General features: G+C 61.4%; 18 protein-coding genes. 12 read left to right on the top strand and 6 right to left on the bottom strand.

Annotation, left to right across the window (positions count from 1 at the left end; translation table 11 throughout):
* The first annotated feature begins 41 nt into the window (after positions 1–41).
* Genes KBY83_RS03015 through folE form a run of 4 tightly spaced genes read left to right on the top strand, consistent with a single transcriptional unit; the run spans position 42 to position 3627 of the window.
* A complete protein-coding gene (locus KBY83_RS03015) occupies positions 42–1094 on the top strand; it encodes a long-chain acyl-[acyl-carrier-protein] reductase (RefSeq protein WP_255018260.1) in 1053 nt (350 codons plus the stop codon).
* Positions 1095–1124: 30 nt separating this feature from the next.
* Positions 1125–2114: an acetyl-CoA carboxylase carboxyltransferase subunit alpha gene (locus KBY83_RS03010; RefSeq protein ID WP_106502464.1), complete on the top strand. Its 990-nt coding sequence runs from the start codon at positions 1125–1127 to the stop codon at positions 2112–2114.
* A 38-nt stretch (positions 2115–2152) separates the two neighbouring features.
* Entirely contained in the window at positions 2153–2875 is a 723-nt protein-coding gene (locus KBY83_RS03005; protein ID WP_255018259.1) for an SDR family oxidoreductase, read from the top strand.
* 8 nt (positions 2876–2883) lie between these two features.
* Positions 2884–3627: a GTP cyclohydrolase I gene (gene folE, locus KBY83_RS03000; protein ID WP_255018258.1), complete on the top strand. Its 744-nt coding sequence runs from the start codon at positions 2884–2886 to the stop codon at positions 3625–3627.
* A gap of 61 nt (positions 3628–3688) precedes the next feature.
* On the opposite strand, the gene KBY83_RS02995 is transcribed toward folE, so the two are convergent.
* Both KBY83_RS02995 and KBY83_RS02990 read right to left on the bottom strand, forming a co-directional pair.
* Positions 3689–4231 (bottom strand): hypothetical protein, encoded by a 543-nt coding sequence (locus KBY83_RS02995; protein ID WP_255018257.1) that lies wholly within the window; start codon positions 4229–4231, stop codon positions 3689–3691.
* On the bottom strand, positions 4231–4923 hold the full coding sequence (locus KBY83_RS02990) for a phosphoribosylanthranilate isomerase (protein ID WP_255018256.1): 693 nt from the start codon (positions 4921–4923) through the stop codon (positions 4231–4233). Before KBY83_RS02990 ends, KBY83_RS02995 begins: the two co-directional genes overlap by 1 nt.
* A gap of 98 nt (positions 4924–5021) precedes the next feature.
* Here KBY83_RS02990 and KBY83_RS02985 point away from each other — a divergent pair, with 98 nt between their 5' ends.
* Complete coding sequence (locus KBY83_RS02985) at positions 5022–6284, top strand: site-2 protease family protein (RefSeq protein ID WP_255018255.1); 1263 nt, start codon at positions 5022–5024, stop codon at positions 6282–6284.
* Here the strand turns inward: KBY83_RS02985 and KBY83_RS02980 are convergent.
* Positions 6191–6976: a lipoyl protein ligase domain-containing protein gene (locus KBY83_RS02980; RefSeq protein ID WP_255018254.1), complete on the bottom strand. Its 786-nt coding sequence runs from the start codon at positions 6974–6976 to the stop codon at positions 6191–6193. The genes KBY83_RS02985 and KBY83_RS02980 overlap by 94 nt on opposite strands.
* A 14-nt stretch (positions 6977–6990) precedes the next feature.
* On the opposite strand from KBY83_RS02980, the gene KBY83_RS02975 reads away from it, so the two are divergent.
* Entirely contained in the window at positions 6991–7794 is an 804-nt protein-coding gene (locus tag KBY83_RS02975; RefSeq protein WP_255018253.1) for a sulfite exporter TauE/SafE family protein, read from the top strand.
* Here KBY83_RS02975 and KBY83_RS02970 read toward each other — a convergent pair.
* Complete coding sequence (locus tag KBY83_RS02970) at positions 7774–8256, bottom strand: CRR6 family NdhI maturation factor (protein ID WP_255018252.1); 483 nt, start codon at positions 8254–8256, stop codon at positions 7774–7776. The two genes, KBY83_RS02975 and KBY83_RS02970, sit on opposite strands and share 21 nt — an antisense overlap.
* 89 nt (positions 8257–8345) lie before the next feature.
* Here KBY83_RS02970 and psaM point away from each other — a divergent pair, with 89 nt between their 5' ends.
* The 3 genes from psaM to KBY83_RS02955 all read left to right on the top strand — a co-directional run bounded on the left by psaM (position 8346) and on the right by KBY83_RS02955 (position 10044).
* Entirely contained in the window at positions 8346–8450 is a 105-nt protein-coding gene (psaM, locus tag KBY83_RS02965) for a photosystem I reaction center subunit XII (RefSeq protein WP_106502470.1), read from the top strand.
* Between the two features lie 322 nt (positions 8451–8772).
* Positions 8773–9036: a hypothetical protein gene (locus KBY83_RS02960; protein WP_255018251.1), complete on the top strand. Its 264-nt coding sequence runs from the start codon at positions 8773–8775 to the stop codon at positions 9034–9036.
* Between the two features lie 27 nt (positions 9037–9063).
* Positions 9064–10044 carry a protochlorophyllide reductase gene (locus tag KBY83_RS02955; RefSeq protein WP_255018250.1) on the top strand — a complete coding sequence of 327 codons (981 nt, stop codon included), beginning with the start codon at positions 9064–9066 and terminating at the stop codon, positions 10042–10044.
* Here KBY83_RS02955 and KBY83_RS02950 read toward each other — a convergent pair.
* Entirely contained in the window at positions 10041–10511 is a 471-nt protein-coding gene (locus KBY83_RS02950; RefSeq protein ID WP_396093281.1) for a hypothetical protein, read from the bottom strand. The genes KBY83_RS02955 and KBY83_RS02950 overlap by 4 nt on opposite strands.
* 182 nt (positions 10512–10693) lie before the next feature.
* On the opposite strand from KBY83_RS02950, the gene KBY83_RS02945 reads away from it, so the two are divergent.
* Entirely contained in the window at positions 10694–11452 is a 759-nt protein-coding gene (locus KBY83_RS02945) for a BMC domain-containing protein (RefSeq protein ID WP_106502471.1), read from the top strand.
* A 58-nt stretch (positions 11453–11510) separates the two neighbouring features.
* Here the strand turns inward: KBY83_RS02945 and KBY83_RS02940 are convergent, their stop codons facing one another.
* Positions 11511–12092, bottom strand: coding sequence for a non-canonical purine NTP pyrophosphatase (locus KBY83_RS02940; protein WP_106502472.1), 582 nt, complete (start codon positions 12090–12092; stop codon positions 11511–11513).
* 114 nt (positions 12093–12206) lie between these two features.
* Here KBY83_RS02940 and KBY83_RS02935 point away from each other — a divergent pair, with 114 nt between their 5' ends.
* Together KBY83_RS02935 and KBY83_RS02930 are read left to right on the top strand one after the other, a co-directional pair.
* Positions 12207–13202, top strand: coding sequence for a sodium-dependent bicarbonate transport family permease (locus KBY83_RS02935; RefSeq protein WP_255018249.1), 996 nt, complete (start codon positions 12207–12209; stop codon positions 13200–13202).
* Positions 13203–13206: 4 nt separating this feature from the next.
* Positions 13207–13488 (top strand): P-II family nitrogen regulator, encoded by a 282-nt coding sequence (locus tag KBY83_RS02930; protein ID WP_106502474.1) that lies wholly within the window; start codon positions 13207–13209, stop codon positions 13486–13488.
* Positions 13489–13595 lie beyond the last annotated feature (107 nt).

Below are 13595 nucleotides of genomic sequence, written 5' to 3'. Positions count from 1 at the left end.
GTGGCAAGATGTAGCGTCCGCGACATCCCCTGGGGTTGCCCATGTTCGGCCTGATCGGTCACTCCACAAGCTTCGAGGCTGCCCGTGAAAAGGCCCGCACTCTTGGCTTTGAAGAGTTTGCCGAAGGTGACCTCGACGTTTGGTGTAGTGCCCCGCCCCAATTGGTGGAGCATCTTCAGGTCACCAGCGCCACAGGCAAGACCATAGAAGGGGCTTACATCGACTCCTGCTTCGTGCCAGAAATGCTGAGTCGGTTTAAAACCGCTCGCCGCAAGGTGCTCAGTGCCATGGAGCTGGCCCAAAAAAATGGTATCGATATCACCGCTTTGGGCGGGTTTACCTCGATCATTTTTGAAAATTTCAACCTGCTCAAGGAGCAGCAAATCCGTTCCACCACCTTGGAATGGGAGCGATTCACTACCGGAAATACCCACACCGCCTGGGTGATTTGTCGCCAGGTGGAAACCAATGCCCCCAAGCTCGGTATTGATCTGAGCCAGGCCCGGGTCGCAGTCATTGGGGCTACCGGTGATATCGGCAGCGCTGTATGCCGCTGGCTGAGTCAGCGCACTGGAGTCAAGGAGCTCTTACTGGTCGCCCGCCAGCCCCAACCCTTGCTGGACTTACAGCAGGAGCTTGGCGGCGGCCGGATCCTCAAGCTGGAGGAGGCCCTACCGGAAGCCGATGTAGTGGTGTGGGTGGCCAGCTTGCCCCAAACGCTGAGCATTGATGCGGCCAGTCTTAAGTCGCCCTGCCTGATGATCGACGGCGGCTACCCGAAAAACCTAGACACCAAGGCCAGTGGCAACGGCATCCATGTATTGAAGGGCGGCATCGTTGAGTTTTTCAGCGACATCACCTGGCAAATGATGGAAATGGCTGAAATGGACAACCCCAAACGTCAGATGTTTGCCTGTTTCGCCGAGGCCATCCTGCTGGAGTTCGAAGGTATCCACACCAACTTCAGCTGGGGGCGCAACAACATCAGCCTCGACAAGATGGATCTGATCGGTGCCGCCTCCCTGCGCCATGGCTTCGAGGCCCTGGGGCTGTCCGCCCAGATCGATCCCACCCCGGCCCTGACTACTGCCTGAATACCTTTAGTCCCCTTGCCCATCCCCGCCATGGCCCGCCGCGCCTTGCTGGAGTTCGAAAAACCCCTCGTTGAGCTCGAAGAGCAGATCGAGCAGATCCGCCAGTTGGCACGCGACTCGGAGGTGGATGTGAGTCAGCAGCTGCTGCAGCTCGAGACCCTGGCCACCAGACGTCGCAAAGACATCTTCGATGCCCTGACGCCCTCCCAGAAGATCCAGGTGGCCCGCCACCCCCAGCGGCCCAGCACCCTGGACTACATCCAGGTGATTACTGATGAGTGGCTGGAGCTGCATGGCGACCGCCGTGGCAGTGACGACCGGGCCCTAGTGGGTGGGGTTGGCAGGATCGGTGAGCAGGGTGTGGTGCTGCTCGGACATCAAAAAGGCCGCGACACCAAGGAGAATGTCGCCCGCAACTTCGGCATGGCATCCCCAGGGGGCTATCGCAAGGCGATGCGGCTAATGGAGCATGCCGATCGCTTTCGCCTGCCGATCTTGAGTTTCATCGATACGCCGGGGGCCTATGCGGGGGTGCTGGCCGAGGAGCAGGGGCAGGGTGAAGCGATCGCCGTCAATCTGCGTGAGATGTTCCGGCTGCGGGTGCCGATCCTTGCCACGGTGATCGGCGAAGGCGGATCTGGTGGCGCCCTAGGCATCGGCGTAGCCGACCGGCTGCTGATGTTCGAGCACAGCGTTTACACAGTGGCCAGCCCAGAAGCCTGCGCCTCGATCCTGTGGCGGGACGCAGGCAAGGCCTCCACTGCCGCTGAGGCTCTCAAGATCACAGGCCCTGATCTGCTCAAGCTCGGCATCGTTGACCTGGTGTTGCCCGAGCCTGCCGGCGGCAACCACTCGGCTCCTCTCCAGGCCGCTGAGACCCTGAAATCTGCCCTACTGGAGCAACTCAGCGAACTGCAGGGCCTAAGTGAATCCCAATTGATCGAGCAGCGCTACGCCAAATTCCGCCGCATGGGAAGGGTGCTCGACAGCGAGTCCCCAATTGCTTCCCCCAGCTCTTAAGATTTGCTTCAGGTCCCGTTGCCTCCCAGAGCCTGCCTTTGCCTGATTCAGCACCTGTTGCTCTGATCACCGGCGCCTCGCGAGGCATAGGTGCAGCAGCAGCCCACAAGTTTGCCGCTGCCGGCTACGATTTGCTCCTGCTAGCCAGGACTACTGCCGACCTCGATTCGCTTACGACGGATCTAAAGACCACTGGCAGGAGAATCGAATCCATCGGCCTCGATCTCGCCGAGCCTGCCACTATTGCTCCCGGACTGGAAGACCTCTGCAGCCGAGGCCTCTCACCTACTGTTGTAATTAACAATGCCGGCGTTGCCTATACAGGCTCCTTGGCAGAGATGCCCCTGGAGCAATGGCAACGATTGATGCAGCTCAATCTCAGCGCTGTATTTCAGGTGTGCCAGTCGCTGCTTCCTAGACTCAGGCAGGCTGGTGGCGGACATATCATCAATCTGAACAGCCATGCAGCCCACCAAGCCTTCCCCGACTGGGGCGCTTACTGCGTTAGCAAGGCCGCTCTCCTCTCCCTTAGTCGATGCCTTGCCGTCGAAGAACGCCCCTTTGGCATACGGGTCAGCACCCTTACTCTAGGTGCTGTGAATACGCCTCTCTGGGAGAGCGAAAACGTCCACAGCACGTTCGATCGCCGTGCCATGCTTGACGTTGAAAGGGCATCTGAAGCCCTGCTGTACTTGGCCCAACAGCCAGCCACCTCAGTGGTGGAAGATCTCACCCTCATGCCGGCCGCCGGCGCGCTTTGAGCCCTCCTATGACTTCCACCCTGCCGTCCAGCATTCCTTCGCTCTCCATTACACCCGATTCAGCTCCCTTGCCCATAAGTCTGCGAATCCGTGAGCGTCTTGACGCTGCAGGAGTTGCTTACCTCGCAAACGACAACATTGCTGACCATCTGCGCGATGGTGAGCTCGAGCAGTTGGAGATTGAGGTGGCGGGCAAGGTTCGCGAATTGCTACGTAGTCTTGTCATCGATATAGACAAAGATCACAACACCGAGGAGACAGCTGAGCGTGTCGCCAGGATGTACCTGCACGAAGTCTTTAAGGGGCGCTATCACGACCAGCCCAAGATCGCCAGCTTTCCAAATGTTAAAAAGCTGGATGAAATTTATACCGTTGGTCCCATTACCGTTCGTTCAGCCTGCTCACACCACCTAGTTCCCATTTTGGGCAATTGCTGGATTGGTATCAAGCCCGGCGATCGGGTAATTGGCCTGTCCAAGTTCTCTAGAGTTGCCGATTGGGTATTCTCAAGGCCCCATATTCAGGAAGAGGCTGTAATGATCTTGGCCGACGAGATCGAGCGTCTTTGCGAGCCCCAAGGTCTGGCGATTTTGGTAAAAGCCCAGCATTACTGCATGAAATGGCGTGGTGTGAAGGAGCCCCAAACCAGCATGGTTAATTCTGTGGTGCGGGGCGATTTCCGTATAGATCCAAGCCTTAAGGCTGAGTTTTTCGAGCTGGTTAAGCAGCAGGAGTGCATGCTTTCTACCTAGAGCGAAAACCTTAGCTAGAAAGCCACCTTCCCCCGAAAACCAACCTCCCCGAAAACCAACCTCAGGGTTTGCTGCCAATTGGTCCAATGGCCGGTGAAGCCTGCCGGCTAGATCCACCCCCTTGGGCTGGCACCGCTATCACCACCATTACCTGGGCTGAAACGTCTTGAAGTTGCAAGACGTAGCTGGGCCCTGTTGCGCCATCAATCAGCAGCCACTGGTTGGCACCAGGGCTACGCCGGTACCAGTGAAACGCTGAGGGTGGCAATGCGGCCAAAACGTCGGCTACGGCCGTGGCCTGTAGTACTGCCCCCTGCACGGCTTCACCCTGGAGCACCAGCTGCTGCAAACCATCGATTTGCTGCTGAACAGCACTCTCCTGTTGCAGATCCGTATTGATCTGCTGGCGCAGGGCACGGATCTGGGACTGGGGGTCGGCACTCACCCCTGGTACGCAGGAAAGCTGGCCATCCACCAGCTGGCAGCCCACTAGGTCCTGGGCCCGTACCGGTGCCAGCGGGCCTAGTCCTAGACCCGAGCCAATGGTCAACGCCAGGGCCCAGAGGGATGGACGAAGAAGCGCAGATGTACGAAACAAACCCATCAAGAAGGGGCAAGACCCACCGATCTTGACTGGGAAGGCCCAGCGAGGCCAGCAACCCGTACCGCAGCCACTAGCGCTGCAACCTGATCGAGATCCTTATTGCCTGGGCTTCGCTCCACGCCGCTGGAGGCATCGAGGCCTGTGGGGCGCAGCTGGGTCAGCACTCCCGGCACCCGGTCGGCCCGAATGCCCCCCGCCAGCCACCAGGGAAGAACTGGCGTAAAACTCTGCAGCCAATCAATCGGAATGCGGTGGCCGGTACCGCCCAGCTGGTCGGGCACCCAGGCATCGAGAAGCAGGGCATCCACCACCAGGGAGTAGTCAACGGCCCGCTGCAGATCTCCCGGCCTGCGAATCCTCAGGGCTTTCCAGATCTCACAGCCCAAGAGGGAGCGCAGCTGGCCGCAGAGCTGGGGTGTTTCTGAGCCGTGTAACTGGAGCACATCATGACCCTGTCCTAGCTCTAGTTGGGCCCACTGCTGCTCGAGCGGATCGGCCACCACCAGCACACCGCGGCAGCCAGGCGCAGCGGCCCGCATCGCCCCAAAAAGCGCCGGCCGGTGTTCAGCGTCAAGGAAGCGAGGCGAGCCCGGCACTCCGATCACGCCGATCGCATCCACCTCCAGTTGGGCCACCGCTGCGGCCTGGTCCGGATCCCGCAACCCACAGATTTTCAGCAGGGGGGATGCCATGGCGAGGGCAAAGGCTGTCGCCCCTTTCTAGGATCAGAGTCCTGCAGCTCTTCAACTGGCTTGACCAGCACGAGGAGCAGACACAAATACAGAGGGCAGTGGGAGAAGGCTGGCAAATTTTCAAAATTCGGGGCATCCCCCTACGGATCCACCCCAGTTGGTTTGTGATCTTGGTGCTTGCCACCGCGGCCTTCCAACAGCAATACAGCCTCACCCTCAAAGATCCGATGAGTGCCCCGGTGCTCTGGGGCCTGGGGCTGGTTACGGCAATGTTGCTGTTCGTTTCGGTGCTCCTGCACGAATTGGGCCACTCCCTGGTGGCCCTGGCCCAGGGGGTTGAGGTGCGCAGCATCACCTTGTTCTTGCTCGGCGGTGTGGCCAGCGTGGAGCGCGAGTGCAGCACCGCCCGCGGCGCCCTGCTGGTGGCAGCTGCTGGCCCTGCCGTGAGCCTGGTACTGGGTGTGGGCCTGCTGGCCGCGACCCATCCAGCCGCCCATCTCTCCCCCCTGCTGGGCGCCATGGTTTCAGAACTGGGCACCCTCAACATGGTGCTGGCCCTGTTCAACCTGCTGCCCGGCCTACCGCTGGATGGGGGCTTGATTGTGAAGGCCTTGGTGTGGCAGGCCAGCGGTAGCCAGCGGCGCGGCGTGGAGGTTGCTAACAGCTGCGGGCGCTTCCTTTCCCTGCTTGCCATTGGCATGGGCACCGTGGTGCTGCTGCGCGGAGGGGGCCTCAGCGGAGCCTGGTTGATGCTGCTGGGCTGGTTTGGACTTGGGGCCTCGCGCAATCAGCGCCAAATGCTCGCCTTACAGCAAACCCTCAAAGAACTAAAAGTACGGGATGCGGCTGGGCGGCGATTTCGGGTGCTTGAGGCGGCAGGTCGGTTGCGGGAACTGAGCCAGATGCGTGTCTCCCAAGCCAGCGAGGTGGACCAAGGCGACTGGCTGCTGGTCTGCGATCGCGGCCGCTGGCAGGGCTTCATCGACGACAAGCCCCTGCAACAACTGCCAGTGCAGCGTTGGGATACGGACAGCATCGGCGACCACATCCAGCCCCTCTCGAGCCTGCCCTCCATCCGGGAGTCGGCACCGCTCTGGCAAGCGGTGCAGCAACTCGAGGCGAGCGGCCGCAACCGGCTGCTGGTGCTAAGCCCAGCCGGCCTCCCCTGCGGCACCATCGAACGCCCCGAGCTCGGCGAGGTGGTGCTTGCCAAGTTGGGCCTGCGCCTGCCCGCTCCCATGCTTGAGGCCGCCCGTCGCCAAGGCACCTATCCGCTTGGCCTGGCATTAGCCCAGGTGGTGCGCTCCATGGTGGCCTCTGGTGAAGCAAGCGAGGAGGGGCCAGTCAACGCCAGCAAGTAACTGGCCTCGGTCGCTGCAATCTGTTCCCATTCCTCGCTGCTGAGGGGAATGCTCCTGTTACCGGCCGCCGCCGCAGGCAGCTCAGCCTGGGCCGCTTGGATCAAACGCAGCTCCAGCTCAGCGCGGTCTATGGGCAGAACTGGCAATTGGGGTGGCGGCCCGCCAAACACAAGCTTCCATAAATCGGCGGGTGGCTCCAAAAGAATCGAGCCGTGCTGCAGCAGGCAGCCGCGGCGCCAGAGCTGGGCGCTGCCAACCCGTTTGACGCCGCTGGCGTGCCCTAGATCCGCAGCCGTACTGGTGGCAAAGCAGCTGCTGGGTTGTGGGCTGGCGGCCTGGCGGCCTGCCTGCAATGGCAGTCCCAATCCCGCAAAGCAATTCACAAGCCAGGCGCAAGCGCTGCCGTACGTCTCCTGACGCGATAGGGGGGGATCAGGCCACACCAGGGCGTAGGTGAGCTCTCCGGCGTGGAGCACGGCACGGCCGCCACTTGGTCGCCGCACCAAATCGATCACCCCCGCCGCTGCCAGCGCCTGCCAATGGGGTTCTATGCAGCGCTGGTGAAACCCCAGCGACAGGGTCGGGTGCTGCCAGGAGTAGAGCCGAAAGGCCGGTGCCCGTTGGTCCAGCAGCAGGCTGTCTATCGCCATCTGCCTGGCTCCCGGATGGCAGCTGCTGGGCAGCAGCCGCATGGCTGGGAGGGGAGATGCTGGAGAGTGATTCATTCCGCCAGGTTGCCCGGATGTTGTGGAGCCTGTTGCCCTATCTGCCCCTTGGCCTGCTGGCGGGTCTGCTGTCGGGAGTGCTGGGCATCGGCGGTGGGCTGGTGTTTTCACCCCTATTGCTGCTAGCCGGACTTGATCCGCACCAGGCCCTGGCCACCAGCACCCTGGCGATCGTGCCCACCACCCTGGGTGGTACCTGGGCCCACCTTTCCAACCGCAGCCTTCCCTGGCGCGGGGGCTTGGCGATTGTGCTGGGTGCAGGCCTCGGTGCAGGCCTGTTCAGCCAGGTTGGGCTGGTGCTCCATGGCTGGATGTTGCTCGCAATGCAGGCGTTGATGTACGGAGGACTGGCCTTGAGCTTTCGCCCCCCGTCGGCGCAGGCTGCCACCGATACCGCCAGCTTGAAGCTGGCGGGTTTGACAGCCACCGGCATGGTCGCAGGCATGGCCACCGGCTTGCTCGGTCTCGGCGGTGGCCTGGTGATGGTTCCCTTGATGGTGCAGCTGATGAAGGTGCCAATTCACCTGGCAATCCGCTTCAGCACCCTGGCGGTGCTCACCTCAGCCTCAGTCGCCTCAACCACCTTCCTGCTGGATGGCCGAGCACTGCTGCCGATCGGGATGCTCCTAGGAGGCACAGCAGCTGTTGCCGCACGCTGGTCGGCCGCCAGGCTGGATCGGGTCAGCGACGGTCAGCTGACGTGGCTACTGCGGGCTTTAACTCTCATACTTGCGCTCGACAGCGGTCGCAGGGCCCTGGCACTACTAATGAGCCGCCCCGGCTGAAAGTGGCGCCCAGAAGCCTCCATCTAGCTCGTAGCCAAGCACCGCAGCCATCTGGGCTAAGCCCTGACGGCAACTCAAACCGTGCAGGCGCGCCCAGGCGTCAAGGCTGAAAAGCCTGTGGGTGATCCAAAGCTCCAGGGACTCGGGGGCAAAACGGATGCCCTCCGTGCGGCTGAATTGGTGGGGCAGCACCATCGCCACGTGGCGGGTGAGTTGGCCGCCGCCACGCTCCAGCAGCAGGGGCAGCCAGGGAGCTTCCGCATCGGCCCGCAGGGACCAAAGCCGCAACTCGGCAATTTCCGACAGCTCCCGGGGGTCGTCGTCGGCACGGGGCCAATTGAAGTGAAGCTCCAGGGAACCAGCCTGCTGGACAAGGGCATCAGGGCTAAGGCTGAACCAGGGCTGGAGAGCTGCAAGATCCAACTGGCGGATCTGGCTCTCGGAAATCTCCACAGGGGCCATCAAGAGCTGTGACAGCAGGGCGGGACAAGCTGGACCGTAGCCACCTAAGGGCAAAGAATGGGGCGAATCCAGTTGCTTGCTGCCCTCCCATGGTTTCCACTCTCAGCCAGGCCGAAGTGCTGATTGCCCTGGTGGTGGCCGCCCATGCGGGCGTGCTGGCCGTTCGCCTCTGCTTCAGCCTTTACAAAGCCTGAGAAGCTGGCCATTGCTCCTTGGCAAGCCTTACCCCTTGGCAAGTTGCACCTGGCTAGCTAAAAGCGTCTAGGCCCCAGCGGGGTTTGATCCCTCGTTGCCCCCATGCCGCCTCTCCACCCATCCAGTTATCAGGCCAGGCAAAATCTGCCCTTGCGGCGAGAAAGAAAGCCGCTTTCTGGTGCGGATTCCAGGCCTGCTTCCCTCCGCAAGCCAGGGTCGCTCCCCAATCCGGCGTCCCAGCCTGATCCCCAGATAATTACTGGCGGTGAAGCAGCCGCACTGCAAGCCCTCTCAACTGAGCGGCAAGAATTTCTCTGCAGCGTGATCGGCCTGGCTCTCAAGGTTGGCCTTGTTGTGGTCGCTGGCGTCAGCCTGGTACGACTTGCCACCGCTTATCAGGAGCGGATGGAGCGCCAGGGTGAGCTCTCGGCGGTGCTCGGCCTTGAACGGGCCAAACTCTCCAAAGCACGCGAACGCTTTGACCATCTGTTCATGGTGGAAGGGGAGCAGCGGCTGATCCGCGAGCAAAATCAGTGGATTGCCCCGAATCGCCTGCGGGTGGTTTGGCAGCAGTCCACCCCGTAGGTTGGGGCCCCTGTCTCAATTCACTTGATGGCCGCAACAGCAGCCGCCGGAACGGTTTTGATCACCGGCACCACCTCAGGGGTGGGCCTCAATGCCGCAAGTGCCCTCGCCAAACGCGGCTGGCATGTGGTGACGGCCAACCGTGATCCCGTTAAAGCCGCTGCTGCCGCAGCCAGCCTGGGGATTCCTGCAGATCAGCTAAGTCATCTGCGTTTTGACCTCGGCGATCTCGACAGCGTTCGGGTGGGAGTCGAAACTTTGGTGGCGTCCCTGGGACGCCCCTTGGATGCCCTGGTGATCAATGCGGCTGTCTACAAACCGCGGCTAAAGCAGCCCGAGCGCTCCCCGCAGGGCTACGAAATATCGATGGCCACCAATCACCTGGGGCACTTTTTACTGATTCAGCTACTGCTGGGCGACTTGCAGCGCTCAAGCCACCCCTCGCGGCGGGTGGTGATTCTCGGCACCGTGACGGCCAACTCCAAGGAACTGGGCGGCAAGATTCCGATCCCAGCTCCAGCGGACCTGGGCGACTGTGCCGGCTTCAAGGCCGGATTTAAGGCCCCTATCGCCATGGCCAACGGCAAGGCCTTCAAACCCGGCAAGGCCTACAAAGACAGCAAGCTCTGCAACATGATCACGACCCAGGAGCTGCATCGTCGTCTGCACGAAAGCACCGGCATCGTTTTCAGCTCGCTATACCCAGGCTGCGTTGCCGACTCGCCCCTTTTCCGCAACACGCCGCGGGCGTTTCAGACAATTTTCCCTTGGTTCCAGAAAAATATCACCGGCGGATATGTAAGCCAGGCATTGGCAGGAGAGCGGGTTGGCCAGGTGGTGGCCGATCCAGATTTTTCCGCCTCAGGTGTGCACTGGAGCTGGGGCAACCGCCAAACCAAAGGGGGACGGCAATTCAGCCAGGAGCTCTCCGACAAGGCCAGCAACCCCGAAACGGCGCAGACCTTGTGGGAGGAATCAATGAAGCTGGTGGGGCTGACGCCGGCCTAAAAGCGGCGGCGGAAGGCATCGTCGCTGCGGCTGGATGCTTCTTCAGCGAGGCTCAATTTCCAGACGTTGCGGCTAAGGCGGCGGGCCTTGAGGCCGCCTCGCTCAACCGTTTCACTGGTGGGGCGGGCACCAAGCAGCTGACTCACCTCGGAAGTGCTGAGGGGTGCCCCGGTCTGGACGGCCAGCTGGGTGAGCTCGAGGCGTTGCCGCAAAGCAGCCAGATCGGCCTGGCCACCGTCTTCGGCCTCAGACCAAAGCCAGGGCAGGTCGTGGGCCGAACCGGCCATCTTCTGCATCAATCCCATACCGATGAAAGCCAGTGCTTGCTCCGGCTTTACTCCCTGGGCTGCTGCCTGGGCCATCCATTCAGGCATCGGAGCACTGTTGACAGTGTCTCCAGCGGGCATGGGTTCGGCCTGGGCAGCCTGGCTGCGAGTGGAGCTAGAAGCGGTGCGGCGGGTGGCCATGGACGTCCCCTGAACGTTGGCCGGACGGTACCGGCTCAGCCGCGATGGGCAAGGGGCAGGGGGCTTCAGGGTTAAGATCCAGCCGCAGCAATGCCGATGTGAGGGCTAGCTGTTCGAAGGATTTTCCCTTGCCATCCCGCCTTCCCTCCCGAGACGAACTGGCGCTGCGCCGGCGTCGGGAGATGGCGCTTGGCTCAAGCTCAAGTGGCGGCACCCAGATCACTGGCACCCGGGTGGGCAGCGACAGCTCGGGCGCCAGTTGTGTGATCACCACCGACAGCGAGGGCTCCCGGCTGGCACGCCAATCCAGCCATGTGCAGTCGATTGAGCTGCGCACCTACGTATTTCTTGATTCGCTGCAGCCCCAGCTAGCTGCCTACATGGGCACGGTTAGCCAGGGCTTCCTGCCCATTCCCGGTGACGCCTGCTTGTGGCTGGAGGTATCTCCGGGCATGGCTGTGCACCGGGTCACCGACATTGCCCTCAAGGCCAGCACGGTGCGGCTTGGCCAGATGATCGTGGAGCGGGCCTTCGGCTCCTTGGCGCTCTACCACCGTGATCAGAGCAACGTCCTCCACTCCGGCGACGTGGTGCTTGAGGCCATCGGCAGCCGGGTGGAGCTCCGCAGCCGTTGCGAGGTCAGCTGGACCGAGATCATCCGGGCGATCACCCCAGACCACGCCGTGCTGATCAATCGCCAGAACCGGCGCGGATCAATGATTCAAGCGGGGATGAGCATGTTCATCCTGGAAACCGAGCCCGCCGGTTACGTGCTGATCGCAGCCAATGAGGCAGAAAAGGCTTCCAACATCACTGTGGTGGACGTGAAAGCCGTGGGCGCCTTTGGCCGTCTAACCCTGGCGGGGCGGGAGGGTGATGTGGAGGAGGCAGCCGCCGCCGCGATGCGGGCGATCAGTCATATCAACAACAAGGCCAGCTGACCCAGGGGCTTGCTCTGACAATTGAGCTACTGGCAATTGAGTTATTGGCAATGGAGCATTATTTGCTCAGCTCCAGCAGGCGGAGCAACTTCGGGGCAAGCGCACGAGCTGCCTTGCCGCGGCTGCCGAGCTTGGCCTTGAGGTGGGGGCCCATCAGGGCGTAAGAGCAGCCTGCCTCGCGCACATAAAAAAGGCTGTCGTAACCAGGGCCATGACCCTGGGGAGCGCGCAATATCTGGCCGCGGCAGATCCCCTCGGCCTCGGCCCTGGTGGTGCCGGATGGATCGGCCAGGGCCATGGCGCTCCGGAAGCTGGCTCCGCGATAAAGGCTGTCGCCTAGTTCTTTCAAAAGACGGTGAATCCGTTCGTGGTCGGTGGGGGCGTAGCGGGCCGAAAAAACACCCGGAGCTCCATCCAGGGCGTCCACCTCGATGCCTGAGTCGTCGGCGAGGGCCCAGTGGCCGGTGATGCGGGCAACAGCCTCGGCTTTGAGACGGGCATTAGCGAGGTAGGTCGCTCCCGTTTCTTCAATATCGAGACCGGGCGGCTGGGGCAGGACATCCAGCTCAACCAGCTCAAGCATCGCGCCGATTTCGGCCACCTTGTGGGGGTTGCCACTGGCCACGACCAGGATCGGCATTCAGCAGGAATCGGGGCAAGTCATTGTCCCCCAAGAAGGTGTCTCATTTCCTGCAGCAGACCTACGGTTGGTAAACGCCTTGGCCCCCGCGTGATTGGGTTCCAGGGGTAACCGATGGACCCAAGCCTGATTCTGCAGAACCTGGTCAGCCCACCGGTGCTGTTTTTTTTCCTTGGCGTGACCGCCGTACTGGTGGGATCGGATCTGGAAATTCCAGCCCCGATCCCAAAGCTGTTCTCCCTCTATTTGTTGCTCGCCATCGGATTCAAAGGTGGCTTGGAGCTGCAGCACAGCGGCCTCGGTGGCCAAGTGCTGCCCACCATCGCCGCCGCGATGGCGATGTCGCTACTGGTGCCGCTCTACAGCTATCTGGTGCTTAAAACCAGGCTGGATGGGTTTAATGCCGCCGCCATTGCCGCCACCTACGGATCGATCAGCGCGGTGACCTTCATCACCGCCGAGAGCTTTCTGGAAACCCAGAACCTGCCCTTCGATGGCTTCATGGTGGCTGCCCTGGCCCTGATGGAATCGCCGGCCATCATTGTGGGACTGCTGCTGGTCAAATTGGCAGCCCCCAGCCAGCAAGCAGAGGGGCCGAAGATGGGTTGGAGCTCCGTGCTGCGGGAGTCATTTTTAAATAGCTCGGTATTTCTGCTGGTAGGGAGTCTGGCGATTGGCTTGCTGGTCGCAGCTTTCAGCCCAGCCAGCATCGACAAAATGCTGCCATTCACCGACAAACTTTTCTATGGAGCCCTCAGCTTCTTCCTGTTGGACATGGGGATCGTTGCGGCCCAACGGATCCGAGATCTACGACAAGCGGGAGCCTTTCTGATCGGCTTTTCGGTGTTGATGCCACTTTTTAATGCCCTAGTAGGCACCCTGATCGCCCGAGGTTTGGGCCTTGGACCTGGTAATGCCCTGCTGTTTGTGGTGCTGTGCGCTAGCGCCTCCTACATCGCGGTACCAGCAGCGATGCGAATGACAGTGCCGCAGGCCAATCCCAGTTTGTATATATCTACAGCGCTGGGAGTCACATTTCCCTTCAACATCATTGTTGGCATTCCCATCTACATGGCCATGATTAAGGCCTTGCTTCCCACTGCCGGATAAATCAATGAAACGCCTCGAACTGATCCTCAGCGAGCGGGAGTTGGATGCGGTGATCCAGGCAATGGAAATAGCGGGTGTGCCCGGTTACTCCGTAGTCAGGCACGTCACCGGCAAGGGTCCGCATGGCTCCGTGTCCGAGGGCATGGAATTCAGCGGTTTAGGCGCCAATGCCCATGTGATCGTGTTCTGCGAAGCGGATTTGCTGGATGCATTGCGGGCTGCCCTGCGCCCCCTTTTGACCTACTACGGCGGAGTGGCGTACGTCACAGACGCCGAGGCCCTCTAGATGCTGGGCAAGCAAATTTTGATCAAAACGGGTTTGGTGGGGCTGAAACCCCTTGCCAGCACTGCAATGGCAAGCATTGCCTAACGTTTTGTGATGCACTGATCAGT

Origin of the sequence: Cyanobium sp. WKJ7-Wakatipu (genome assembly GCF_024345355.1) — a bacterium.
Classification (GTDB): Bacteria; Cyanobacteriota; Cyanobacteriia; order PCC-6307; family Cyanobiaceae; genus Cyanobium_A; species Cyanobium_A usitatum.
The sequence above is the reverse complement of the archived record's forward strand: the minus strand, read 5'-3'. Positions and strand labels throughout refer to the sequence as shown.

Bases quoted from the DNA above. Each gene is read 5' to 3' on its own strand.
- KBY83_RS02945 (WP_106502471.1), top strand. From the start codon at position 10,694: ATGGCGCTTGGCTCAAGCTCAAGTGGCGGCACCCAGATCACTGGCACC.
- KBY83_RS03010 (WP_106502464.1), top strand. From the start codon at position 1,125: ATGGCCCGCCGCGCCTTGCTGGAGTTCGAAAAACCCCTCGTTGAGCTC.
- KBY83_RS02990 (WP_255018256.1), bottom strand. From the start codon at position 4,923: ATGGCATCCCCCCTGCTGAAAATCTGTGGGTTGCGGGATCCGGACCAG.
- KBY83_RS02975 (WP_255018253.1), top strand. From the start codon at position 6,991: ATGCTGGAGAGTGATTCATTCCGCCAGGTTGCCCGGATGTTGTGGAGC.
- KBY83_RS02995 (WP_255018257.1), bottom strand. From the start codon at position 4,231: ATGGGTTTGTTTCGTACATCTGCGCTTCTTCGTCCATCCCTCTGGGCC.
- KBY83_RS02935 (WP_255018249.1), top strand. From the start codon at position 12,207: ATGGACCCAAGCCTGATTCTGCAGAACCTGGTCAGCCCACCGGTGCTG.
- psaM (WP_106502470.1), top strand. From the start codon at position 8,346: ATGGTTTCCACTCTCAGCCAGGCCGAAGTGCTGATTGCCCTGGTGGTG.
- KBY83_RS02940 (WP_106502472.1), bottom strand. From the start codon at position 12,092: ATGCCGATCCTGGTCGTGGCCAGTGGCAACCCCCACAAGGTGGCCGAA.
- KBY83_RS03015 (WP_255018260.1), top strand. From the start codon at position 42: ATGTTCGGCCTGATCGGTCACTCCACAAGCTTCGAGGCTGCCCGTGAA.
- KBY83_RS02955 (WP_255018250.1), top strand. From the start codon at position 9,064: ATGGCCGCAACAGCAGCCGCCGGAACGGTTTTGATCACCGGCACCACC.
- folE (WP_255018258.1), top strand. From the start codon at position 2,884: ATGACTTCCACCCTGCCGTCCAGCATTCCTTCGCTCTCCATTACACCC.
- KBY83_RS02980 (WP_255018254.1), bottom strand. From the start codon at position 6,976: ATGCGGCTGCTGCCCAGCAGCTGCCATCCGGGAGCCAGGCAGATGGCG.
- KBY83_RS02950 (WP_396093281.1), bottom strand. From the start codon at position 10,511: ATGGCCACCCGCCGCACCGCTTCTAGCTCCACTCGCAGCCAGGCTGCC.
- KBY83_RS02930 (WP_106502474.1), top strand. From the start codon at position 13,207: ATGAAACGCCTCGAACTGATCCTCAGCGAGCGGGAGTTGGATGCGGTG.
- KBY83_RS02970 (WP_255018252.1), bottom strand. From the start codon at position 8,256: ATGGCCCCTGTGGAGATTTCCGAGAGCCAGATCCGCCAGTTGGATCTT.